This is a genomic window from Croceifilum oryzae (assembly GCF_030814315.1).
Classification (GTDB): Bacteria; Bacillota; Bacilli; order Thermoactinomycetales; family Thermoactinomycetaceae; genus Baia; species Baia oryzae.
Genome location: NZ_JAUSUV010000006.1, coordinates 133,417 through 155,080, shown reverse-complemented (window position 1 = coordinate 155,080; position 21,664 = coordinate 133,417). Strand labels below are relative to the sequence as shown.

The 21,664-nt window shown below is 40.6% G+C and carries 20 protein-coding genes and 1 pseudogene; 15 read left to right on the top strand and 6 right to left on the bottom strand.

Annotated features, from left to right (window positions below):
- Nucleotides 1–88: 88 nt before the first annotated feature.
- From J2Z48_RS08065 to J2Z48_RS08055, 3 genes are read left to right on the top strand one after another with little or no spacing between them, the layout of a single operon-like run.
- Nucleotides 89–694 carry a GNAT family N-acetyltransferase gene (locus J2Z48_RS08065; protein WP_307252508.1) on the top strand — a complete coding sequence of 202 codons (606 nt, stop codon included), beginning with the start codon at nucleotides 89–91 and terminating at the stop codon, nucleotides 692–694.
- A gap of 6 nt (nucleotides 695–700) precedes the next feature.
- Nucleotides 701–1,690 (top strand): alpha/beta hydrolase, encoded by a 990-nt coding sequence (locus J2Z48_RS08060; RefSeq protein ID WP_307252507.1) that lies wholly within the window; start codon nucleotides 701–703, stop codon nucleotides 1,688–1,690.
- A gap of 13 nt (nucleotides 1,691–1,703) precedes the next feature.
- Entirely contained in the window at nucleotides 1,704–2,252 is a 549-nt protein-coding gene (locus J2Z48_RS08055; RefSeq protein WP_307252506.1) for a nitroreductase family protein, read from the top strand.
- Nucleotides 2,253–2,319: 67 nt separating this feature from the next.
- Here J2Z48_RS08055 and J2Z48_RS08050 read toward each other — a convergent pair whose 3' ends face one another.
- Nucleotides 2,320–2,733 (bottom strand): organic hydroperoxide resistance protein, encoded by a 414-nt coding sequence (locus J2Z48_RS08050; RefSeq protein ID WP_307252505.1) that lies wholly within the window; start codon nucleotides 2,731–2,733, stop codon nucleotides 2,320–2,322.
- 181 nt (nucleotides 2,734–2,914) lie between these two features.
- On the opposite strand from J2Z48_RS08050, the gene J2Z48_RS08045 reads away from it, so the two are divergent.
- Nucleotides 2,915–3,355 (top strand): MarR family winged helix-turn-helix transcriptional regulator, encoded by a 441-nt coding sequence (locus tag J2Z48_RS08045; protein ID WP_307252504.1) that lies wholly within the window; start codon nucleotides 2,915–2,917, stop codon nucleotides 3,353–3,355.
- Between the two features lie 97 nt (nucleotides 3,356–3,452).
- Here the strand turns inward: J2Z48_RS08045 and J2Z48_RS08040 are convergent, their stop codons facing one another.
- Both J2Z48_RS08040 and J2Z48_RS08035 read right to left on the bottom strand, forming a co-directional pair.
- Entirely contained in the window at nucleotides 3,453–3,944 is a 492-nt protein-coding gene (locus tag J2Z48_RS08040; protein ID WP_307252503.1) for an HIT family protein, read from the bottom strand.
- Nucleotides 3,941–4,840 carry a DMT family transporter gene (locus J2Z48_RS08035; protein WP_307252502.1) on the bottom strand — a complete coding sequence of 300 codons (900 nt, stop codon included), beginning with the start codon at nucleotides 4,838–4,840 and terminating at the stop codon, nucleotides 3,941–3,943. Before J2Z48_RS08035 ends, J2Z48_RS08040 begins: the two co-directional genes overlap by 4 nt.
- Nucleotides 4,841–5,062: 222 nt before the next feature.
- On the opposite strand from J2Z48_RS08035, the gene zwf reads away from it, so the two are divergent.
- The 6 genes from zwf to J2Z48_RS08005 all read left to right on the top strand — a co-directional run bounded on the left by zwf (nucleotide 5,063) and on the right by J2Z48_RS08005 (nucleotide 11,321).
- Nucleotides 5,063–6,610, top strand: a complete 1,548-nt coding sequence (zwf, locus tag J2Z48_RS08030; protein WP_307252501.1) for a glucose-6-phosphate dehydrogenase — start codon at nucleotides 5,063–5,065, stop codon at nucleotides 6,608–6,610.
- Nucleotides 6,611–6,624: 14 nt separating this feature from the next.
- Nucleotides 6,625–7,254 carry a cyclase family protein gene (locus J2Z48_RS08025; protein WP_307252500.1) on the top strand — a complete coding sequence of 210 codons (630 nt, stop codon included), beginning with the start codon at nucleotides 6,625–6,627 and terminating at the stop codon, nucleotides 7,252–7,254.
- A gap of 161 nt (nucleotides 7,255–7,415) precedes the next feature.
- Entirely contained in the window at nucleotides 7,416–9,038 is a 1,623-nt protein-coding gene (locus tag J2Z48_RS08020; protein ID WP_307252499.1) for an esterase/lipase family protein, read from the top strand.
- 217 nt (nucleotides 9,039–9,255) lie between these two features.
- Nucleotides 9,256–9,951, top strand: coding sequence for an amino acid ABC transporter permease (locus J2Z48_RS08015; RefSeq protein ID WP_307252498.1), 696 nt, complete (start codon nucleotides 9,256–9,258; stop codon nucleotides 9,949–9,951).
- 15 nt (nucleotides 9,952–9,966) lie between these two features.
- A complete protein-coding gene (locus J2Z48_RS08010) occupies nucleotides 9,967–10,740 on the top strand; it encodes an amino acid ABC transporter ATP-binding protein (RefSeq protein ID WP_307252497.1) in 774 nt (257 codons plus the stop codon).
- 149 nt (nucleotides 10,741–10,889) lie between these two features.
- Entirely contained in the window at nucleotides 10,890–11,321 is a 432-nt protein-coding gene (locus J2Z48_RS08005; protein WP_307252496.1) for a hypothetical protein, read from the top strand.
- A 344-nt stretch (nucleotides 11,322–11,665) separates the two neighbouring features.
- On the opposite strand, the gene J2Z48_RS08000 is transcribed toward J2Z48_RS08005, so the two are convergent.
- The 3 genes from J2Z48_RS08000 to J2Z48_RS07990 all read right to left on the bottom strand — a co-directional run bounded on the left by J2Z48_RS08000 (nucleotide 11,666) and on the right by J2Z48_RS07990 (nucleotide 14,731).
- A complete protein-coding gene (locus J2Z48_RS08000) occupies nucleotides 11,666–12,268 on the bottom strand; it encodes a TetR/AcrR family transcriptional regulator (protein ID WP_307252495.1) in 603 nt (200 codons plus the stop codon).
- Nucleotides 12,269–12,906: 638 nt separating this feature from the next.
- Nucleotides 12,907–13,914, bottom strand: a complete 1,008-nt coding sequence (locus J2Z48_RS07995) for a hypothetical protein (protein ID WP_307252494.1) — start codon at nucleotides 13,912–13,914, stop codon at nucleotides 12,907–12,909.
- Between the two features lie 58 nt (nucleotides 13,915–13,972).
- Nucleotides 13,973–14,731, bottom strand: a complete 759-nt coding sequence (locus tag J2Z48_RS07990; protein ID WP_307252493.1) for a YiiX/YebB-like N1pC/P60 family cysteine hydrolase — start codon at nucleotides 14,729–14,731, stop codon at nucleotides 13,973–13,975.
- A 237-nt stretch (nucleotides 14,732–14,968) separates the two neighbouring features.
- Between J2Z48_RS07990 and J2Z48_RS07985 the strand changes: the two are divergent.
- The 5 genes and pseudogenes from J2Z48_RS07985 to J2Z48_RS07965 all read left to right on the top strand — a co-directional run.
- Nucleotides 14,969–15,374, top strand: a pseudogene (locus J2Z48_RS07985) (recombinase family protein); the annotation flags it as partial.
- Nucleotides 15,375–15,500: 126 nt separating this feature from the next.
- A complete protein-coding gene (gene ribD, locus J2Z48_RS07980) occupies nucleotides 15,501–15,956 on the top strand; it encodes a bifunctional diaminohydroxyphosphoribosylaminopyrimidine deaminase/5-amino-6-(5-phosphoribosylamino)uracil reductase RibD (protein WP_307252492.1) in 456 nt (151 codons plus the stop codon).
- Nucleotides 15,957–16,121: 165 nt separating this feature from the next.
- A complete protein-coding gene (locus J2Z48_RS07975; RefSeq protein ID WP_307252491.1) occupies nucleotides 16,122–16,355 on the top strand; it encodes a hypothetical protein in 234 nt (77 codons plus the stop codon).
- 222 nt (nucleotides 16,356–16,577) lie between these two features.
- Nucleotides 16,578–19,802, top strand: a complete 3,225-nt coding sequence (locus J2Z48_RS07970) for a lantibiotic dehydratase (protein ID WP_307252490.1) — start codon at nucleotides 16,578–16,580, stop codon at nucleotides 19,800–19,802.
- Nucleotide 19,803: 1 nt separating this feature from the next.
- Nucleotides 19,804–21,657, top strand: coding sequence for an ABC transporter ATP-binding protein (locus J2Z48_RS07965; RefSeq protein WP_307252489.1), 1,854 nt, complete (start codon nucleotides 19,804–19,806; stop codon nucleotides 21,655–21,657).
- Nucleotides 21,658–21,664: the final 7 nt, after the last annotated feature.

Sequence of the window (21,664 nt, the reverse complement as noted above, 5' to 3'; positions counted from 1 at the left end):
GTTTTTATTAAAAAAATAAATTGACAGTGATAATCACTATCAATTAGATTAGAGGTAACCTGTTTTCAAGAAAGGGAAGAGTTCGAGAATGGCATCTTATGAATCTAAGGTAAAAGAATTTCGACATGATGCAGGGATGCGCTATCATGCCCACATAGACCGAACTATTACAATCAGAAAAGCCGATCGTTCGCAAGATGAAGAGGTTTTTTATCAATGGATGCAACAGAAGCACATTGCTCCGTTCTGGAAGTTAAATGTTTCGAGAGAAGAGTTTTCTACATACTTAGATCGCTCGTTTGGAGCATCAGATCGAGATCACCTTTGGCTTGAATTTAATGGAGAACCGGTTAGTTATATGATGACGTATCAAGTAAAAAACGACCTGATTCATCAATACTACCCTTATCAAGAGACAGATCTCGGAGTCCATATCGTGATTGGTCCTCGGGCTTACCTTGCTAAGAAATACATTGTTCCGATGGCATATCAGCTAATAGAGTATTGCTTTGCCTATTATCCTCATGTGGGTCGTTTTATTGTCGAACCAGATGTGAGGAATCGGATTATCATACCTGCTCTTTCAGAAGTAGGATTTCAATCGTTTGGACGTATCTACTTACCTCATAAAACTGCGGAGTTATTAATTTGTGATCGCCCAAAGAATGAGCAAAATAAAATGGATCGAGGCTAGAAAAAAATGATAGAACCAGATGTTTTGCGCCTTCTACAACAGATCTACACACATATGGATCACTTGAAGCATCCAGCTCTCTCAGATCTATCTCCTACGCAATCTAGGTACTATTTTCAGGAGGGAAGACCTTTTTTTGGAGGATGGGAACAGGTGGATGTGAAGCAAGCGGATGATCAAGTTATACGTTTGGATCAACCAGCTTTACCTATAAGAGTGTATCGTCCTGCTCAGCTACCAGAAGATCAACCATTGCCTGCTCTTATCTATCTACATGGCGGAGGCTGGGTACTAGGCGACCTAGATAGTTGTGATCCTATTTGTTCCTTTATTGCAAATCGCACTCAATCGGTTGTCGTGTCTGTCGATTATCGTTTAGCACCGGAGCACAAGTTTCCCATCCCACTCTTTGATACCATTGATTCAGTATACTGGGTACATGCTAATGCGCATCGACTTGGGATCCATCCAGATCAGATTATGATCGGGGGAGAAAGTGCTGGAGCCAACCTGGCAGCGGCGGCAACGATTTGGTTGCGAGATAGCCGTTCATCCGTAATTAAAGGGCAATTATTAATCACACCTGTTACGCATTGCTCTTTTGACCGTCCGTCCTATTTACAAAATGGGACGATGAATCTAAGCCGTGAGCGTATGATGTGGTTTTGGGATCATTACTTACAATCGGCAGAGCAAAGCGAAAATTATTATGCTTCTCCGCTTCTTGTTCCTGATGCTTCCAATCTACCACCAGCGATCGTGGTAACAGCTGGATTTGATCCGCTTCATGATGAAGGGCGTGAATATGGAGAATTATTGCAACGATACGGTGTTATGACCAAACATCTCCATTATCCAAGAATGGTACATAGCTTTATCCATATGTCAGGTCAAGTTTCCGCAACACATAAGGCATTTTGTGAAATTGTAGATGCGTATCAAGAGATGTATGAAGACATATACAACTTACATTGGACTCGAGTTGCTACTCGATAGGAGGACTAGAACCGTGATTACTACTTCCATTATGCAAATTATACAAGAAAGACGAACGATTCGCCAATTTTCGAATCAATCATTAGAGATCGATACAATTCGAGACATTATTGATGTGGCCCGATGGGCGCCTCATCATGCTAAAACGGATCCTTGGAGACTGATCTTATTCCATGGTGAGCAACGCCAGCAGATTATTCATATGGCAAAAAAAGCTTACACACATTTATCTGAAACGGCATTATCCGCTTTTATCTCGTACCTTCAAACCGTTCCCGCCTTTCTAATTGTAGTGATGGAGGAGAAAGAAAATCGTAAACATTGGGAAGATGATCTATGTGCTACTTCCGCCTTAGTTCAAAACATACAACTGGTCGCTTGGGAAAAGCAAGTAGGTGTAGCCTGGAGAACATTTGGCGAGCAACTCACGAGTCGGATGAAAGAGCACATAGGTGTACAGCAAGACGAAAAAATTGTTGGCGTTTTGCAAATGGGATACTTTGATGATGTTCCAACAGTGACTGAGCGTAAATCGGTGGATGAACTTCTAACCATTATGTAAAAAGAAAAATGAGATGAAAAGGCTGTAGACAATGTTTCTTTAATCCATGTCTACAGCCTTTCTTTGATTAAACTACTTTTAATTCTACTTCGATATTTCCTCTAGTTGCCTTGGAATATGGGCAAACTTGATGAGCTGCTTCAACTAACATTTTTGCTTCATCTAATGAAACCCCAGGAACGTGAACTTCCAAAACAACGCTTAGACCAAATCCAGAATCATCTTTTCCGATGGTGACATGAGAGGTAACCTCTGTAGTTCCCACTTTAACACGCTTTGTACGAGCAACTAGATTTAGTGCTCCATCGAAGCATGCTGCATATCCTGCTGCAAATAGTTGTTCGGGATTGGTTCCTTCTTTTCCTGCCCCACCTAATGCTTTAGGCATTTCGATTTTTAAATCCAATTGTAGATCGTTTGTTTGAACCTTTCCTTCTCTTCCTCCAGTTGCTTTTGCGACAGCTGTATATAAGTTTTGCATTTTATCTCATCCTCGTCATTTGTATTTTGTAAAATTAAATTTCCTGAAATCAATATAGCATGAGTCGTAATTTCGTGTCAACAGAATTATGTATAATTGTATTTTGAACAACTGAGTTGAAGTTGTTATAATGAAAATATGAGTTACAATATAGAAAGAACGAATAGGGAGGCTACAAACTATGAATATAGAAAATCCGTTGCTACTATCTAATCAGATGTGTTTTTCAATCTACGCTTGTTCTCGAGAATTTACGAAACTCTACACACCGATTCTCAAAGAACTAAAGATTACGTATCCTCAATATCTTGTTATGATTGCTCTTTGGGAAAAGGAACCTTTATCTGTTAAACAGTTAGGTCATGAACTTTGTTTAGATTCAGGTACATTAACACCTTTGCTAAAAAGACTAGAAGAAGCTGAATTAGTCATCCGGAAACGATCTCAAGAAGATGAAAGAAGTGTACTCATTTCATTGACAAAGAAAGGGATTGGATTAAAAGAAAAGGCTGAATCCATCCCTTCCCAGATTTTAGAGAAAACGGGTCTAACACCGGAACAATTTGAAGTGTATAGTAGTAACTTTAAGGAGTTATTTGCAATACTAACAGAAAAAACGTAAAAAACCCCCTTCTACATTTTTAGAATTGGAAAGGGTTCGTTTTTACGACTAAAACCAGCCCTTGATGTAGGCTGGTTTTCTGAATGCTATCTATGTTTTAGCGCAGTTTACTCAGAAACGTTTTAAGTTCATGTATTGCCGTTATGGTTTGTTCAACTTCATTTGTACGGTTTCTATTTTGTCGTGCGTGAAGCAGTATAGGGCGAACAGATTCGATAGACCTTCCAAATTCACGCATCCAATCATAACGTGGAACCATCCATATATGAAAGTGATGGGTCGTGTCTTCATTATAGAAATAGTATACGTGTTTGATGCCTAAGACTTCCCGTTGTGCTTTTCGGATCTGATAAAGTGTGTGAATATAGTCATTTCGTTCTTCTTCCGTAAGCTCATCTAAGCAGGTAACATGTCTTTTGGAAGCCAAAATCACAAGGCCCCTAATGGGATATGCGACATCCTGATGAGCATGGAAAAATTTAGTTTCGTAGATGGTACCGCCATTTGGCTTTACTTCTCCTGTAACAATCGAACAACTTAAACAGTTCACCGTAATAATACGACCATCTGCTAACGTAATGTTCTTCAATTCACTCTCACCCTCGGTTGCTTTGGATCCTTTTCTGTGGTCATTTTTTTATTCATTAACCAAATCCCTAAAATAATCACGACCGATCCCACTAATTGCAGTTGGTTTAAGGATTCGTGTAACCAAATGATGGATAGCATGAGACCTGATATCGGGACGAAAAACATAAACATGGCTGTAGAAGTAGGGCCAATGCTTTTTACTCCGTATGAAAAGAAGAAGTTTGCGAGTACAGTAGGGAAGATGGCGGTATAAAGTTGGACGATCCAAAAACTTGTATCCACTTGTTCCCACGACACTTGGGAATACTGAGGAAGTGCAACGAATACTAGCAAGATTCCACCGAAGATAAGTGCATAGGAAGTGGCGACTAATGGGTGAACTTCCTGAAATACAGTCCGCCCAATCATCGTATAGACAGCCCAACAAGCTGAGGAGCCGACAAACATCAGATCGCCCAATAGACGAGCCTGATCGAGAGAGCCTGCTGCCGTTGAAAAGAAGAAAATAGCCGCTCCACTTAGGGCTAGGGCGAGTCCGAGTATTTTTGAGATCGATTGCCGTTGTTTTAAGAGAAGATAAGCGAGACAAGTGGTAAGTACCGGGCTCATTGCCGGAATGATAACCGCCCCGTCGGAGGCTTGTGTGTGGGATAGTCCGACGAAAAAAAGCCAATTGTAAATGGCTATTCCAGATGTCCCCATAATGAACAATTTTCCAAGATTTTTTTTACTTACTCTGCGAGAATGTTTGGTTTGGATAATGAGGAAAAGTCCACATAGAATGGCGGATAACCCAAAGCGAATCGAAGCCGAAACAGGTGCTTGTACAGAGTTAATGGCTATTTTGGAGGTTACAAATGAACTTCCCCAAAGAATCATATTGGCGAGTAGCATGAGATAAATGATTTGTTTCCTAGACAGAATAATTCCTCCAATGGAAAATTTCGTTTTTCGTAATAAACATATTATAGACTATAGAATGTTTTTCGACTAGATAAACATATTTTTATCATTTTATCCTTTTTCCTGATACAATTACTATTTAGTTGCTACATATTCCAAATGATCTAACACATAATAAATTCAATGATGAAGTAGTTGTGAGGAGGATTCAAAATGGGGATCGAAAGAAAAACCGAACCTTTTACCCTTGTCATTTTTGGTGCTACGGGTGACTTAGCGAAGAGAAAGCTGTTCCCTGCACTCTATAGTCTTACTCAAAATGGTTTATTAAACGAGCAATTTACGGTTGTAGGTACAGGACGTTCTGAAATATCGACTGAGCAGTTTCGCAAAGATCTTCGTCATTCCATTGAAACTTTCTCACAGAAGGAAATGAACTCAGAGTCCGAGTGGGAGAAGTTTGCAGAGCGTTTCTTCTACACCACCTCTGATGTGCGAAATCCAGAAGGGTATCAATCGATCAAACAGATAGTAGAGGACGAAGAGTCCAAGTTGAAATTACCGGGAAATCGCTTATTTTATATGGCAATTGCACCCGATTTCTTTGGAACTGTGGCGATCAATTTAAAAGAGTCAGGATTAACGACGACGCCAGGCTGGAAACGACTCATTATCGAAAAACCAATCGGGCATGATTATGAATCCGCTAAAAAATTAAATGAACAAGTGAAACAGTCATTTGCCGAAAATGAAACGTATCGAATTGATCACTATCTTGGAAAAGAGATGGTCCAAAATATAGAGGTGATTCGGTTTGCGAATACGTTATTTGAGCCTCTATGGAATCATCAACATATTGAAAACATCCAAATTACCGCCGCGGAAATCGTGGGTGTGGAAGAGCGTGCCAGCTATTACGAAGAGGCAGGGGCTCTTCGGGATATGGTGCAAAATCATATTCTTCAAATGCTCATGATTGTGGCGATGGAACCTCCAAGCCGTTTAAAAACGGAAGCGATCCATGATGAGAAGGTAAAAGTTCTCCGTTCGCTTCGACATATCAAACCAGAAGAGGCGGCGCAGTACATAGTGCGTGGGCAATATGGAGCGGGGATGATAGGAGAGAAATCAGTTCCGAAGTACCTTGATGAAAAAGGAGTAGACCCTGATTCACAGACCGAGACGTATGTTGGAGCCAAGCTATATGTAGATAATCTTAGATGGGCAGGAGTTCCTTTTTATGTGCGTACTGGAAAGAGAATGTCGGAGAAATCAACAGAGATCATCGTCCAGTTTAAAAATATGCCTCCGAATCTCTATTTCAATCGTGAGAATACATTAGAGCCTAACCTGCTTATTATCAAGATTAATCCGCAAGAAGGGATTAGTTTTGTTTTAAATGCGAAGAAATCAGGTGGGATTCAAGGATTAGCTCGGATTGAAATGGAGTATTGTAACAATTGTATCGATGCATCTCCAGAGGCGTATGAATCCTTAATTCACGACGCGATTATGGGAGACTCTACTTACTTTGCTCACTGGAATGAAGTCTCCTTGGCTTGGAAATTTATTGATCCGCTTGAACAAGCATTTCGAGAGCGCTTAATCTCGCTAGAAACATATGAGAGTGGATCTTGGGGACCCAAATTGGCAGATGAGTTGCTCGAAGTAGAGGGACATCATTGGTGGTCAGTTGGAGCAAACAGAGATACAGAAACAATCCCAGCATATGAAACCAAAACCAAACAACGATTGAAATAGGAGGAGAGCCCAACATGAAAGTATATGATGTAACCATGGCGATCAGTGAAAACATGCAAGTCTATAAAAACAAACCAGAGAAGAAGCCTTCTATTCGTGTGGTTCAAGACTTTGATAAAGCGACTGCCCGTGAGTCTAAGATCGAGATGGATGTTCATACCGGAACCCATATCGACTCTCCACTCCACATGCTACCTGAAGGTGGAACGATGGAGACCCTATCACTAGAAACGTTGATTGGATCGTCTAAAGTCCTTGATATGACTCATGTGACAGATGGAGTGCGCAAGCCGGATCTAGAGAAGCACGAGATTGGTGAGGGAGACTTCATCCTGCTCAAAACTCGTAACTCGATGGAGGAAGAGTTTAACTTTGAATTTATCTATCTTGCAGAATGTGGTGCGAAGTATCTAGCCGAGAAAAAGATTCGTGGCGTAGGGATTGACGCGCTAGGAGTTGAGAGAGCCCAACCCGGACACCCCACCCATAAAACGCTGTTTCACGCAGGAGTCCTCATTATAGAGGGGCTTCGTTTAGCAGAAGTACCTGAAGGTGAATACTTCATGGTCGCCGCACCACTAAAAGTAATGGAGACGGAAGCGGCACCTGCACGCGTATTATTATTTGAGGGAATAAAAGCTTAGATCCACGATATGTGCCGGCGGGACTCGCTCATTTTATTGGAGTAGAGGACTGCCGGCATTTTTTATTTTGTAATGAAATGTCTACTAGCCAATCTAGTTTATTCGCGTTATGATAATACATAAAAATATTATATAAATTAATCCAGAAAGGATATTCTATTATGTCGAAATTATCTAGAATACTCGTTTCATTTCTTCTTTTTATGGGTACTCTTTTTCCGATTAATCAGGTGCGAGCTGAAGATCGTGTTACGTTACCTACCCCTAAAGAAATTGCCGGTTTTCAATTAACAGAGACGCCCGGAACATGGCAGCTAGGAGCTATACCTCCGAATGTAGATTTGAACAAGCCGCCTGTTGTATTCGTCCAAGGTAGAAGCAGGCATGCTCAAGACTGGTGGAGCAAGACAGAGTATCATGGGATCAATGACATGTATGAGATGGCATATAATGCTGGATATCGTACAGTATTTGTTCACTTGCACGACTCTGCAGGCAAAGGTACAGCGAGCCCCTATGATAACGGTCAGTTGCTAGCGAAGTCTTTAAAAGAGATTTCTCAGCATTATGGTCAAAAAGTAAATATCGTTGCACACAGTAAAGGCGGAATTGATGCCCAAGCCGCATTGGTTCACTATAATGCGTATCCATATGTGGGTAAAATCGTAACATTAGGTTCTCCAAACTATGGATCCCACTTAGCAGATATGGCTTATAGTTGGTATGCGAGTTGGTTAACCAAATTAGTTGGAGAGCAAGATGCTGGAGCTTACTCGCTACAAACAGGAGAGATGGAGAAGTTTCGCAAACAAACGGATCATCATCCAAATGTGATGAAAAATGATTACTATACTACAGCTGGAACGAGTTGGGGCCCTTCTGCATCAGCGCTTTGGCTAGCGGGGCTTACTTTATCCAGTTATGGCGAAAATGATGGGCTTGTTAATATATCGAGTACATATTTACCGTATGGCACCCATTTATTTACGATCCCTGCTGACCATGATAGTATCCGCAAGGGCTCTGTCTCGTTTCAATTAATGGAACCTGTTTTACGTAGTGCCGCTCCTACGAAATCACCGAAAATGGCATTCAGTCAAGCAATGCCGAAGCCGACTCCATCGACTCAAGCGGCTGACCAGTCTCTTGCAGGTGGGTCATTATCAGCAAATCAACCGATCGAGAAATCAATTTCGATTGATGCAAAAGAAGCAACTGTGCAGATCATGACAAAATCACCTGATGTGAAAGTAACGTTACAATCTCCTTCAGGGAAAGTATACGATAAAAGCAGCAGTAACTATGTGTTAGCGAAAGGTGATGAACTTTTTGGTGATGTGACAGATCAAAGCTTTCAGTTAAAGGGTGAAGAGACTGGTAATTGGAAAGTTCGAATCCAAAGTCCGAGTAAAGATGCCTACTTCCTTGTTACCAGCTATAAGGGTTCACAAGATCTTTCGCTAGATCTTCCTAGCCCGGAAAGTACAAAAGAGTCTTCATTGAAGCTAAAAATGAACCAATCGGAGAATTATGATTCGGGATCGATGAATGTAGATGTGAAGGTAATCGATTCAGAGGGGAAAGAAGTAAAGCAGCAACTACAGGAAAAAGGTTACCAGTCACGGATGAAGAGAGATGTTCGTTCATCAAATGAATATACAGTACCGCTACCTACTGATGTAAAGCCGGGTCTATATAATATTACGGTTCAAGTAACTGGCAAAAAGAAATCAGGAAAGTCATTTGAACGAACGCTTGTTAAATCTGTATATATAGGGAAATAATAAATTTATATTGATAGTGAAATGGTCATAATCGCATGGAATTTTAACATTGTCACCATTTCGAGCTAGGGTGCGTGTTCCGGCCCTAGCTCTTTTATTATGTATGATGGGTATCTTTCAATCTCAGTCCTATTTAATCCTTTTCTTTTTAAACAAAATCCGATAAACTTACTATGAATAATGTATGTTTCTTACTTGATCTATAGGAGTCTTTATAATGAACCTTTTATCTAGCATCCAATGGGAGCAATTATTTGACTGGCAACTTGCCAAAGAATCTGCTCCATATATCTTAAAAAATGGTCTTTGGAACACGATGTGGATTAGTGTGGTCACGATGATATTGGGACTACTATTGGCATTAGTTGTGGCGATCGCTCGTATGTCGCCGTATCGGTTGCTTCGTTATCCAGCTAGAGTCTACATCTCGATTATTCGTGGTACACCGTTATTAGTGCAATTATTTATCTTGTACTTTGGTCTCCCTGTGATTGGAATTACCTTGGAGCCGATTACGGTCGCGATTATTGGATTAACCGCTTCTGTTGGTGGGTATGCTTCAGAGACGATTCGTGGTGCGATTCTCTCTATCCCTCGTGGACAATGGGAGGCAGCGACCTCTTTAAATATGAGTTATCGGCAGACGATGCGCCGAGTCATTCTTCCACAGGCAGCTCGGGTGGCGCTTCCATCTTTAATGAATAGTTTTCTAAGCCTTGTAAAAGATACTTCGCTCTTGACGGTCATTACAGTACCAGAGATGCTTTACTACGCGAAAATTGTTGGAGGAAGGTCATACGATTACATGACGGTTTATCTAATCGTAGCCCTTTATTACTGGGTGATCTGTACGATTCTGAATGCCCTGCAAGAAAGATTAGAGAAGCATTACAATCGTTTTACAAATAACTAGATGGGGATGAATTCATTGATTGAAGTGAAGAAGCTACGCAAAAGCTTCGGTAAATTAGATGTGTTACATGAGATTGATTTAGCGGTGGAGAAAGGGGAGGTAATCGCAATTATTGGACCAAGTGGGTCTGGTAAATCAACTTTCCTTCGTTGTTTAAATGGTTTAGAAACGCCAACTGCTGGTTCAATAAAAATCGGTACTCATACATTAAAATTTAATGGCAAAAAACCAAAAGACAAAGAAATACGATCCCTTCGCTCCCAAACGTCAATGGTTTTCCAAAGCTTTAACTTGTTCCCGCATCTTACTGCGTTGCAAAATGTGATGGAAGGGCTTGTTACAGTGCAGGGGATGAGTAAAGAAGCCGCTTCTATTCAAGTGAAAGGACTGCTTGAAAAAGTAGGCCTTTCCCAAAAGAAAGATGCCTTTCCGATTCAACTATCTGGTGGACAGCAACAAAGAGTAGCGATTGCGAGAGCACTAGCGATGAATCCATCTGTACTATTACTAGATGAACCTACTTCCGCCCTCGATCCAGAGTTAGTAGGAGGCGTGCTCGCTATTATCCGTGAGCTAACGAAAGATAAGACCCAAACCATGATGATCGTGACCCATGAGATGAACTTTGCCCGGGATGTCGCGGATCGAGTGATTTTTATGGATGATGGGAAAATCATCGAGACAGGGACACCAGATGAAGTGTTTGGGCATCCGACTCATGCCAGAACGAAGCAATTTTTGGATCAATTATATGTAGGAATCGAAAAGAACTTAGGGTGGGGGCTCTAGTTCTTTTTTTCTTTTTTCGATAGGTGTACGATTTACTCGATTCTTATGTGTAAATTTTGTGTAAAAATAAAATTTTTTATTACTAGACGAACTTTTATAAAAATTATACAATTGAAATGTTGTTAATAAACAAATTGGAGGGAAACAATATGAAGAAATCGATCCGATTAGCAGGGTTGGTTGTAGCAGGTGTGGCGGCTCTTAGTTTCACTTTCGCAGGGACAAGCTATGCTAAGGATTCAGTAGCAAATTCCACAGTTGCTCAAGAACAAATAAGTAAACCAGAAGATTACAAATATGTAGGATCTGATTGGCTAAACACCAAAGACCTATTTGTGAAAGATGGAGAAGTATATCTCCGCCTAGCACCTGAGGGAGCTATGGATGCTCCAGGTCCTCTTCTTTTGCCTAAGCATCTCGGAGAGAAATACCTCAAGAATTCAAAAGCTTTTTCTGGCTGGATTGTACATAGATATGTGAAGTATCTTAAATTCCCAAACCTACAAGAGCTACGTTTTGACTTCCATGATTCGCAGAATCGTTATCAAGGAACAGCAACAGAGAAATATTGGCTACCATAGGTTATAAATGAAGTGATGAGAAGAGCTGGGGTGAGAGCCCTAGTTCTTTTTTGTGTGCGGAAATGGTTATTACTTTCTTATTCTGTTTATTAAGTTATAATTTGAGTGGAGTGATAGAGACAGATATCATAAAGGAGAAGTGTGATGGCAAAATAGAGGATTAACACCTCTGTTCTATAATCATGTCAATCCGTATGGAATGTTTAAACCCAACAGAATTACAGGATCACTATTAAATTGAAAGTAGCTTATATCATTAAAATGACCTGAGTTCCTGATCGATTCTCAAGTCATTTTAACATTTATACAGATTCATCCGTACTCGTTCTGATCATCGGTAATCGCTAGTTTGCAGATGTCTGCTCAACTCCTAAAAGATGAGAGATAATCTGAATTTGTTTACTGGGATCTACGTTTGGATCGACATACGATTGAATATTAAAACCATCAAAGAGAGCAATCGTGGTGGTGGCCAGTAGTTGTATATCTATATTAATTTGAACAAGCCCTTTCTCTTGCAGACTCTGAAAAAAGCCCGTTACAAACTCTCGCCAATTGCTGTACATCAGAGCAAGTTTCTTCTGCACTTCGGGGTTTCTACGAGTGTTCGCTAAAAACTCGAAGTAAATGGATGCCCATGAATCATCTTGTGCCTGTTGTATGACGTATTCCAATTGGCGTGCGATTGCGTTCAACCCATCTTCTTCATGAACTTGAAAGGACTTCATAATTTCTGTTTGATGCATGGCCATCCGCTCATCCATGATTGCTAAGAACAATTCTTCCTTACCTTTGAAATGGCCATAAAACGCACCCTTTGTATATCCAGCCTCCTCCACGATCTCATCTATGCTGGTGGCATGATACCCAAGTTGAGCGAATAAGCGAAGACCTGCATTTTTGATTCTCTTTATCGTGGTAGAAGTTCGTTTTTGTTGTTTCGACATCTTCCCTCTGTCCTCTCTAATATAAAATTCTGAAATAATGGCATAAGAATAGTGAGAATAAGAACAGATAAGGAATGAGAAGTATGAGCCATACTTGAGTGCTTGGTGGCCAATTCTTTTTTTGCGATAGAAATTCATTGCTTATAAAAAAAAGGATAGAGACTGTGAAACCTGAAACATAGCATAAGAATAAGAATTGATCATCATTAGTGGCGATACCGGACAAGGTTGCGAAGAGAAGGTAACCCATTAATCGGAAGAAAGGACGGTTTGCCCATTTGCGTGTCGTTATGTCGATAATCCACGAAGCAAGAATTCCGAAAATGAAAGTTACAGGAGTGACTATGACAAGAACCAAAAAACCAAGAGAAAACATCGTACCTAGCGTATCGAAGGGAAATTTGCCATTATTTCTACTTAAAACTTCTACTATCGGCACTATCAGGATAGCCCAAGAAGAAGATAGTAATGCTGACATTATTTTTTTTAGAAGGGTAGTCATGGAAAAATCTCTCCTGTTTTTATTTGCATAGGCATTCAAGGTCTAGCAGAAACCGGTCCAACGGAAAAGAAGTAAATAGTAATCCTAAGGACACCAAAGTTCCAACGACTGTCTTTCCATCAAACCGCCAACATGCTTATTTCTTCAATCGAATCACATCTAATGCGACCATTTCTTCATCTGGCAATGTGATTTTCTTCTTCAGTTCCCAGCTATTCAGATCGTATATTTCAACCGAACCACTTGATTTTGTATTCTTTTGATTGTGATCCTGTCTGAGAAGATACAGACCGTCTGGAAAAACACGCATGCTTACGATATTGTACGAGCTAATCTTCTTATGTTTGACCACCTTCATTTGTTGATCCAGTTCTGCCAACTCTCCCTGAGCATTCACCACAAACAAGCGATCCTTATGTTTGGCTACGATATTTGGTGCAGTAAAGGGAATGGAATGGTTCTCTACTTTCCATGTATTTACATCTAATGAAGCGACCGATTGATCTTTATATGAGGGAATGATCAGTTTACCATTCAGCAATTCAGTTGATAAAGCTGCCTCATATTTTTCTTCTAATTTAATCTCTTTGATCGCCTTTTTGCTTTTCCTTTCAACCACGAGAACTATAGGCTCAAAAGGACCTTCTGGATTTATATTGTCGGATTGGATATATATATACTTTTCATCCACCTGAACATCGGTTAAAATTCCCTTCCATTCAAGGAATGTCGGTTGCTTTCCTGCTTCTCGAAACTCTAACGTATTTTTTTGGGTATCGTTATTGTAACCGATGACGGTCAATTCAGGGGTTTCCTTGATAAATGAAACAGTGGCTTGAACCTTCTCGATTGCTATTTTTCCTTCTTTGGAGATGCGGGTAATTTTTTTATCTCTTCCGGCAGGCAAGGTGTATCCTCCGGATACATCATATTGCACTTTATCCGCACATCTTACTTCAAAAGGAATTTCTGACACTTTCTTACCCGATTCATCAAAACTAACGAATTTACTCTCTTCTGAAACACAGTTGGCAAAGATAACTCCAGACTCCCCTTTTAATTCATTGGATTGACATCCCATTGCCAATGAAATCGCCATCATAGACAATAATCCTAACTTCCAGACTCGAGGATTGCTTCCCATAACTCCATTCACTCCCTTTTAAAAAAGGATATCGGTGGAACTTCCACCGACTGATTCATTAAAAACCTTTTGTATAATAGGCGATTGCTTTTTCACTCTTATCAATATCAGGCGGAGTAACCGCACCTCCGCCATCATAATCTAAATCATGACCCTGATTGTACCAAGATCTCCAGACAAGTGATGAACAGTAATATGCGTCTGTTCTCCACTTATTTAAATAGGCAATACTATAATCCTTCCCAACGCTATGTTCCGCCCAATTGGCGGCTGTTTGGTACTCATCGCTCTTCGCGCCTGAAACGAGATAGGCGGCCCATTTCTTCATGTCACTAGGCCATTTACTACGAGATTGATACTGCACCCCACCATCTGGCAAAGCTTCTACAGTGAGTCTTTCGCTTTTTGAACCAATCCCTGCATGTCCATGTCTGTACACAGTCTTGCTGTCCCACGTAATGAAAATATCTCCCCGTGTATGGTGATTGGGAGGGAATCCTAACGCACCTAGATTCTTTGCATCTTCCGCCGTGATATTTGGATCATTGAATTTTAATCGCAACGCTTCTGCTACTTTGACTGGATCTACTCTCACTTCTTTACGAAGGAATTCTTCGTACGTTTTCTGCGAACTTTCCAACTCCTTTTTTGCCGCTTCTAGCTTCTCTTTTGGCACACTTTTTAAAGCCTCTTGCATTTCTTGATTCGCTTCTGCTATCTTTTGCTGGATAGCATCCTCTGAGTCTGATGCAAAGACACTGCTAGTCGTTAGTAAACAAGTTACAGCTAAATAAGTTGCCATGACTTTCTTAACCATAAATTGAACCCTCCCACTTCCATATTTCGGGCATCGATGATTTTTGATTATAATAAATATACCAAACAGTATATTTTATACTACTTAGTATATTTTAAGGGGAGTAAGCTGTCAATAATATAATATGAAAATTCTATAATTTAAAAATAGATTACAAAGTAGCTAAAACCTTTAATAAATCCTTATCAATAGGGTACACTTTATTGATTGGTTATCTTTGTGTTGATTTTCTGTATTATTTCAGGGGTTCAAAGCCAAAAAGAAGCATTAAATCAACTACTCGATCAACTAGTAAAAGAAGATACGCTCGTTGTTACTCGAATGGACCGCCTAGGAAGAAATACTAAACAGCTGCTGGAGATTATCGAAGAGTTGGAAAAGCGAGGCATCCATCTAATGATACTCAATTTAGGGATTGATACAAGGACTCCCTCAGGAAAGTTTATCCTAACCGTTATGTCTGCCTTTAGTGAGTTGGATCGAACGATGATTAAGGAAAAATAACAAGCTGGAATCGCTGTTGTGAAAAGAAAAGGCACATATAAAGGTAGGGTACAAAAATTCGGCCTGAAGCATGAAAGGCATAAAACATGCTATTGAATTACATGAGACACTACGGACTAGATTAACTACCTGTCACTAGGCTTTTATATGGTTGTGAAAGTCCGTATATTGTATAGAGGTAAATCAAATTTGTTATTCGAGAAATCGAGTAGGGAAAGAGTGGATATAATTATTTACATGATTGTTAGGAAGGGATTGAAAATGTATGACTGATCTAGAATACATGCTAATTGCTATAGAGGAAGGTCGAAAAGCTCAGGGAAAGACGGGGACGAATCCGCCTGTCGGGGCGATCGTGGTGAAGGATGGCAGGATCGTGGGGCGAGGACATACTTCTCATCTGGGTGGACCACATGCGGAGATAAATGCGTTGGCGGATGCAGGGGAGAAGGCGAAGGGAGCAACGGTGTACTGTACATTGGAACCTTGTGCTCACTATGGAAGGACAGGCCCGTGCTGTGTTGCCCTGACGGATGCAGGAGTGGCTCGTGTGGTGATAGGGATTGGTGATCCGTATGAGCAGGTAAATGGAAACGGAATGAATCATTTGCGTGAGTATGGAGTAGAAGTAAGTCTGGGTTATTGGGAAGACTTGATTCGGGAGGATTTGAAGGACTTCTTAGATAGAGTGGAGCGGGAGAAAGGGAGTTTAGAAAAATGAAAAATGCGACCAAGCATGCTATGTGCTCGGTCGCATTTTCTTTGTAATTAAAATATAAATTTCGCAAAAATAATAATTGAAATATAAAAAATGCAACTTTGCGAAGTGTGAATTTATCTGGATTCGCTTTAATATGGAAAAGTAATGTAAAGGGAGGTGAAATGGATGTCTAACAATAAATTTGACTTGGATTTACAATTAAGTTCAATTGATACAGGTAATAAAGGTCCATTGGTGACGCAACAAAGAACTTGTGGATCAGACTGTGGAGCATCAGGACGTTGTGCTAGAACAAACGATTGTTCTTCAGATTGCCCACCACCAACACCGCCAACACAAGGTTTTGGTTGCACCATGTTCTTCTGTGGAGGAGCTGGCAAGACTGCTAAAGTTTGCTAATAGATGAATAAACGATTGACAATGGAATCGGTTTATCCGATTCCATTGTTATATTGTAAGCCATAAACAAGCAGGTCGGCTGAAGAATGTCATGAAATGTTTTTGTTTAAATAACGTTGGTAAAAAATCCAAGTCCATATCAATTTCAATTTGGCTATTTATAATAATTATAGATTAATTAATTATTATTTTATATAAAAGGTATATCCGTTGGAGGTTCGTATGTCTTTACAAATGATAGATAAAGTAGAAAATAAATCGAAAGAATCATCTTATTTATATGAACCACTTGATTTTTATATGTTACGAATTCCTTCGCTCCCTTTTGAATTATATTTACGTTCATTAGAAAGTTCATCAACAGAGTGGGCGGGTATGAGGGAAGAGGCTTTGTCCAAATTAGTTGCATTATCTCAAGATAAGAGGATCAGAGAAGTGTTAGCTGTTGCCAGCCCCTCTCTCCTCCAATCTCTTCCTAATTTGACGAATAATACTCAGCCCCGTAAGCAAGATCAAGCGATAAAAGGATTTTTACGCTATTTTTTGCGCATGACAACTAGATCTACTCCGTATGGTTTGTGCTCGGGTGTGACAACAGGTTCTTTTGGAGAGGAGTCCCGAATGGAAGTGGGGGCTTTATCTACCTACCGGAAACGATCCCGACCTGATATGGAGTGGTTGTTAAAGGTAGTACAATCGTTTGAAGTAAATCTAGAGATCGTAAAACAACTTCAGGTACAAGTAAATGATGCTACCTATATAAACAGATCTAGAGCGAAGTTGCCTTATCAGACGCTGTATGGACAAGAAGACAGAAAAATGGAGATGGCCTCGGTTCGATATACAGAAGTCGTAGAGCGTGTTTTTCAACTGGCAAAACAACCAATCCAGTTTCAACTGGTAACGGATCAACTGATGAAGGACTATCCAGAAGCGAGCGAGGAGCAAATCACACAATTTGTCTGGCAACTTTTTCAGCAGGAATTTTTAATAAGTGAATTACGCCCTCCTTTTATGGTGGAGTCACCATTCGCTTATATATTGGATAAGTTATCTGCTGTTCAGGGGATGGAAGTGCAAAAAAGGCAGCTTCAGGAGTTAGCGAACGAACTATGTGAATACGACCAGCTTTCGATTGGAGAGGGAGAAGAGAAGTATTTACAACTGACCGCTCAGATGAAAGAAATAGCAGAAGTGAAAACGCCCTTACAAGTAGATTTAGCTGTGCGTAAAAAAGAGGTAGCTCTTTCTACGTCGATTCGAGAAGAAGTGGCACGGACTGCTGAATGTTTATGGCGTTTATCTCCGGATCAGTCTGCTAATGTACATCTCGAATCTTATCGTAGCGATTTTCTGGAGAAGTACGGCTACTATCAAGAGGTTCCGTTGCTTGAACTCCTTGACGAGGATCAAGGTTTAGGTGCGCCCGCTACTTATCAGTATCCACCTAGCCATCGACCGTATATGCCACAGCCATTTTCGTTTTCGACGAAGAGAGAGTCTCTGTTGCATCAATGGATGCTCGAATCTTGGGTAGCAGGGGACATTGAAATTGAATTGACTGAAGAAAAAATAAAACAATTGGAGCCAGAAAATCAAAGAGAAGAGAACGCGTCGCCTTCGATGGAGCTATATTTTACGGTGTCTACTTCCTCGACAGAAGCGATGGATCAAGGCGATTTTCAATTAGTAATCTCGCCCAATTCAGGGTCTGATGGAGCGGGGAAATCATTTGGTCGTTTTCTCGATCTATTTGATTCGGAATTAGAGGAGCAGTGGAAGGATATACACCGTCTGGAGCAAGAGAAAGAGCCTGATGGTGCTTTCGCTGAGTTAGTCTATTTATCTACTTCGGGGAGATCTGGTAATGTTTCGTTGTCAAAGAATATGCGCCCTTATGAGATTGCATTGGGGACGAATTCTTCGAAAGAGTCTTCTGAGACGATTGATCTGTCTGACTTGGTTGTTGGCTGTACGCAGGATGGTTTTTATGTAAAATCGAAGTCTTTAGAAAAACAAGTGATTCCATGTACAGGGCATATGCTGAATCATGCAGGTTCTCCCAATGTATATCGATTTTTAAAAGAAATATCGGTAGAGGGTACGAGAAGGTGGATGTCTTTTAAATGGGGTTCGCTAGAGCGAGCTGCTTTCTTGCCTCGTTTGCGAATTGGTCGAACGATCATAAGCCCTGCTAGATGGCTATTAAATGATACGATGCTCGATTCGAAGCTAGAATCAGAAGCTTGGTTTGATGCACTACAGGCATGGCGTGAAAGGTGGAAGGTACCTCGTTTTATCTACTTAACGGTCGAGGATAACCGAATCTTGTTAGATTTAACCCATCCTCTTCATGCAGAAGAGTTACGCCGGGATTTTGGTAAATTACGCTCGGATGGACAGCTTGTTATGACAGAGATGGGATATGATCCATCAGATGTATGGGTGGAAGGGGAGGACGGTCACTTTGTGATGGAGTGTGTGTTCCCTTTAATAAAAAAAGAAAAAGCGACGAAAAAAGAGCAAGGGACTAGGAGGCAACAGGTAGCTAGTCGGATTGATCAACTGAAGGATAAGCCTTTGATCGATCTTCATGAACGGACGAGCTTACCCGGTAGCAACTGGCTCTTTTTGAAATTATATGGACTGGGTAGTCGGCAAGAGGAGTTTATTGGCGGTTATCTGAAGAATTTTGTGCAACAAGTGCAGGAATCAGGCTGGTCGGACTACTCTTACTTTATGAGGTACGGTGATCCTGAAACCCATATTCGTCTCCGCTTTCATGGAGACCCGAGAGAGCTTGTTACTAGAGGCATTCCTGAAATATATGAATGGGCGGAGTCTCTTAAAGGAGAAGGCCTTTTAACACGTTTGGTTATTGACACATATGATCCAGAGGTTGAACGATATGGTGGGCTTGAGCTGATGAATGAAGTGGAACAAGTTTTTGCAGCGGATAGCATCGTCGTCTCTGAATGGATTGGTTGGAAACGTTGGGGTCAGATTCAGATGAGTGAGGAGATATTAGGGGCTATTAGTGTAATCCATTTGCTGGAGAGTTTCGATCTTTCATTTGAGGAGCAACTGTTATGGTTAGATCGTCGCGTAAACCCCAAGCTGTATTTACAAGATTTCCGTAAAGATCGGAAAGAGTATCTCCGTTTAGCGAATAGCATGAATGATTGGGCTGGCTTGCAACAGGATGAAGAGGGTCAGCGGATTCTACCATTGCTGAATTTGCGTAAAGAGTATGTGAAGCGATACGCGGCAAGTCTGAAGCAGACCGAGAAGCAAGGACGTTTATATAATAAATTCCATTATATTATTGCGAGTGTGATTCATTTGCACTTAAATCGCTTGGTTGGATTGGATGGAGAAAAAGAAGATAAAGTGATGACGCTAGCTAGACATACGTTACGAAACTTGCGGCACTTCAGGGGGGAATAAGGTGAAAAAAGAGGATGCAGAGCTAGAAGATATTTCTCTCTCCAATATACTTCGCTCCATTACATACTGGCCTAGAATTTTTCGGCTTCTGTGGGAAACCCATAAAGGATATCTTCTCATCATCGCCGCTATTAATATATTGCAAGGTTTGACCCCTGTTGTTGCATTGTTAGCCACAACCGAATTAATTAATAGTGTTGCAAAATCACATCAACAGGGGACGTTTGAAGCGATTGGTTGGGCGTTTGGGGTCTATGTCGTTTTAGGCTTGTTCTCTCAGTGTTTAGTGCTGATTGAAAATTACTTGAATCCGCTATTTGAGAAGTTATTAACCAATCGCATTAATATCTTGATTATGGAAAAGTCCATTCAGCTATCTTTAGCTGCGTTTGAAGACTCAGATATACAGGATCAACTACAACGAGCTAGACAAGAGACAAGTTATCGACCCTATCAAATATTTAGTAGCATCTTTACACTGGGGACGAGCTTGATTACTCTCTTTTCAACCGTAGCACTGATCGTTTCTTGGAATGCGTGGGTGGCAGCTCTATTGATATTGATTCCTGTGTCTTCGTTTTTTTCTTTCTTGCGCTTAGGCAAGGAGGAGTTCATCTTAAGCTATAAGCGAGCACCTAGGCAGAGAGAGGCTTGGTATTTGGGCTTTTTATTAACGAAGGATAGCACGTTTAAAGAGATAAAGTTATTTCAGTTAGGCAGCTATTTGAAAGCTAGATATGAAAAGTTGTTTCAGGGTTTTTATGAAGAGGATAAAAAGCTTATTCGGAAACGATCACTTATTTCCTTGTTCTTTGAAATTTTTTATCAGGTGATGCTTGGAGCTGTTATTTTACTCATTTTATGGACGGCGTATGTTGGACAATTACTAGTCGGGAATGTAGTGGGAATGATTCAAGCGACTAACTTGACTCATGGTACTTCACAAGGAATCGTTCAAGGGATTTTGTCTTTATGCAACCATAATTTGTATATGAAAAACTTATTTGCTTACCTCGATCTGGAGGGGAAGCGTTCTACTTTACTCCCCTCATCGTCTCTAGAGTTCGATGCTTCTACCATTGAAACAGTGGAATTTCGTCATGTAACATTTCAATATCCAGGTAGGGACGTACCTGCTTTGCAAGATATTAGCTTTACACTGAGTCGTGGTGAGACCATTGCGATTGTCGGGAAAAACGGTTCGGGTAAGACGACTTTATTAAAATTAATGACGCAACTCTATGATGATTTTCAAGGAGAGATATTGATTAATGGTATCTCGATCCGAAAGCTAGATATAGAAGAACTACGGAAGAGGATCGGGGTTGTGTTTCAGGATTTTGTTCATTATGAGATGGATACGCGCCATAATATCGGGTTTGGCGATATTGATTCAATCGATCAAGATGATGAATTACTGCAGGCGGCCAATCAAGCGGGAATTCGAGAGATGGTAGAAGGGTTACCACAGCAGCTGGAAACGCGACTCGGGTTGTGGTTTGAGGAAGGTCATCAACTTTCTGGAGGGCAATGGCAACGGATTGCGATTGCTAGAGCTTTTATGAGGAAAGCAGACCTCTATATATTGGACGAGCCTAGCTCTTATTTAGATCCAGAAGCAGAGAAGGATGTATTTGATAAATTTTACAATCTCGTAAAAGGAAAACTAGGCATATTTATTACGCATCGTTATTCATCCGTGAGCTTTGCAGACAAGATCATTGTGATGGATGAAGGAAAGATAGTGGAGCAGGGGAGTCATCGGAAGCTAATAAAGGAAGACGGGATTTATGCTGGTTTATATCATTTACAAGCTTCTTCTTTTGTAATGAATGAAGATGAAAACGATGCATGATGGGAAG

Coding starts and splice junctions, on each gene's coding strand:
- J2Z48_RS08065 (WP_307252508.1), top strand. CDS start 89: ATGGCATCTTATGAATCTAAGGTAAAAGAATTTCGACATGATGCAGGG.
- J2Z48_RS08060 (WP_307252507.1), top strand. CDS start 701: ATGATAGAACCAGATGTTTTGCGCCTTCTACAACAGATCTACACACAT.
- J2Z48_RS08050 (WP_307252505.1), bottom strand. CDS start 2,733: ATGCAAAACTTATATACAGCTGTCGCAAAAGCAACTGGAGGAAGAGAA.
- J2Z48_RS08045 (WP_307252504.1), top strand. CDS start 2,915: ATGAATATAGAAAATCCGTTGCTACTATCTAATCAGATGTGTTTTTCA.
- J2Z48_RS08035 (WP_307252502.1), bottom strand. CDS start 4,840: ATGCTACTCGCCAATATGATTCTTTGGGGAAGTTCATTTGTAACCTCC.
- zwf (WP_307252501.1), top strand. CDS start 5,063: ATGGGGATCGAAAGAAAAACCGAACCTTTTACCCTTGTCATTTTTGGT.
- J2Z48_RS08025 (WP_307252500.1), top strand. CDS start 6,625: ATGAAAGTATATGATGTAACCATGGCGATCAGTGAAAACATGCAAGTC.
- J2Z48_RS08020 (WP_307252499.1), top strand. CDS start 7,416: ATGTCGAAATTATCTAGAATACTCGTTTCATTTCTTCTTTTTATGGGT.
- J2Z48_RS08015 (WP_307252498.1), top strand. CDS start 9,256: ATGAACCTTTTATCTAGCATCCAATGGGAGCAATTATTTGACTGGCAA.
- J2Z48_RS08005 (WP_307252496.1), top strand. CDS start 10,890: ATGAAGAAATCGATCCGATTAGCAGGGTTGGTTGTAGCAGGTGTGGCG.
- J2Z48_RS08000 (WP_307252495.1), bottom strand. CDS start 12,268: ATGTCGAAACAACAAAAACGAACTTCTACCACGATAAAGAGAATCAAA.
- J2Z48_RS07995 (WP_307252494.1), bottom strand. CDS start 13,914: ATGGGAAGCAATCCTCGAGTCTGGAAGTTAGGATTATTGTCTATGATG.
- J2Z48_RS07990 (WP_307252493.1), bottom strand. CDS start 14,731: ATGGTTAAGAAAGTCATGGCAACTTATTTAGCTGTAACTTGTTTACTA.
- ribD (WP_307252492.1), top strand. CDS start 15,501: ATGACTGATCTAGAATACATGCTAATTGCTATAGAGGAAGGTCGAAAA.
- J2Z48_RS07975 (WP_307252491.1), top strand. CDS start 16,122: ATGTCTAACAATAAATTTGACTTGGATTTACAATTAAGTTCAATTGAT.
- J2Z48_RS07970 (WP_307252490.1), top strand. CDS start 16,578: ATGTCTTTACAAATGATAGATAAAGTAGAAAATAAATCGAAAGAATCA.